The following is a 1,081-nucleotide window of genomic DNA, read 5'->3' on the forward strand; positions in this document are numbered from 1 at the left end:
TGTATCCGGCCAAGACGTTGGTAGCAGCGTGGGGTTGTTGACGTGAGGGGAACCTCCGGGTGGGGTGTGGCTTGTCGAAGGCCCACATCCACCACGGAGGTTCCATGTCCCACGGTAGTGCCCGGCTGACCGTTCATGGTCGGCTGCTGATCGTGCAACGCCACCAGGCCGGCTGGCCCCAGTCCCACATCGCTGCCGCGATGGGAGTGTCCCGCAAGTGCGTGCGCAGGTGGCTGGACCGGTACGCCGCCGAGGGCCAAGCAGGCCTTCAAACCCGGTCGTCGAAACCACACACAACTCCCACCAAGACGAGTTCGGCCGTGGAGAAACGCGTGCTGGCCGCGCGAGCCACCCACCGAGCCGGCCCCGACCTGCTCGCCACGCTCGTCGATGTGCCGGCCCGCACGATCTCGAGGATCCTGCGCCGCCACCGGGTCGCCTACCTGCGTGAGTGTGACCCGATCACCGGGGCAGTGATCCGCTCGTCGAAGCAGACCGCGGTCCGTTACGAACGTGACCATCCCGGCGAGCTGGTCCACATGGACGTGAAGAAGCTCGGCCGGATCCCCGACGGGGGCGGGTGGCGGGTCCACGGTCGCGGCAATGTGGCTCGGGACCGCGTCAACGGGCCTGGGTTCGACTACGTCCACTCCTTGATCGATGACCACTCCCGGTTGGCCTACAGCGAGGTTCTGCCCGACGAGAAGGGCACGACCTGCGCCGCCTTCCTCCAGCGGGCGATCGGCTACTTCGCCGCCCACGGCATCACCCGGATCGAACGCCTGATGACCGACAACGCGTGGGCCTACCGCTACTCACTGCGCGGGGTGTGCGCCGATCACGGCATCCGGCAGAAGTTCATCAAACCCCACTGCCCCTGGCAGAACGGCAAGGTCGAGCGGCTGAACCGGACCCTGGCCACCGAGTGGGCCTACCGCCGCACCTACGCCAGCAACCAGGAGCGCACGGCAGCCCTTGCGCCTTGGCTGGAGCGCTACAACACTGAACGAGGCCACAGCGCACTCAACGGGCTCCCACCCATCAGCCGACTGTCACCAACCTGATGGCCGGGTACACCTAG

The 1,081-nt window shown here is 67.2% G+C and carries 1 protein-coding gene; it reads left to right on the top strand.

Going from position 1 to position 1,081, the window contains the following annotated elements:
* Positions 1-104 precede the first annotated feature (104 nt).
* Positions 105-1,064, top strand: coding sequence for an IS481 family transposase (locus tag ACQ260_RS17285; RefSeq protein WP_432560709.1), 960 nt, complete (start codon positions 105-107; stop codon positions 1,062-1,064).
* Positions 1,065-1,081: the final 17 nt, after the last annotated feature.

This window comes from Ammonicoccus luteus (assembly GCF_050880385.1).
Lineage (GTDB): Bacteria > Actinomycetota > Actinomycetes > Propionibacteriales > Propionibacteriaceae > Enemella.

Bases quoted from the DNA above. Each gene is read 5' to 3' on its own strand.
- ACQ260_RS17285 (WP_432560709.1), top strand. From the start codon at position 105: ATGTCCCACGGTAGTGCCCGGCTGACCGTTCATGGTCGGCTGCTGATC.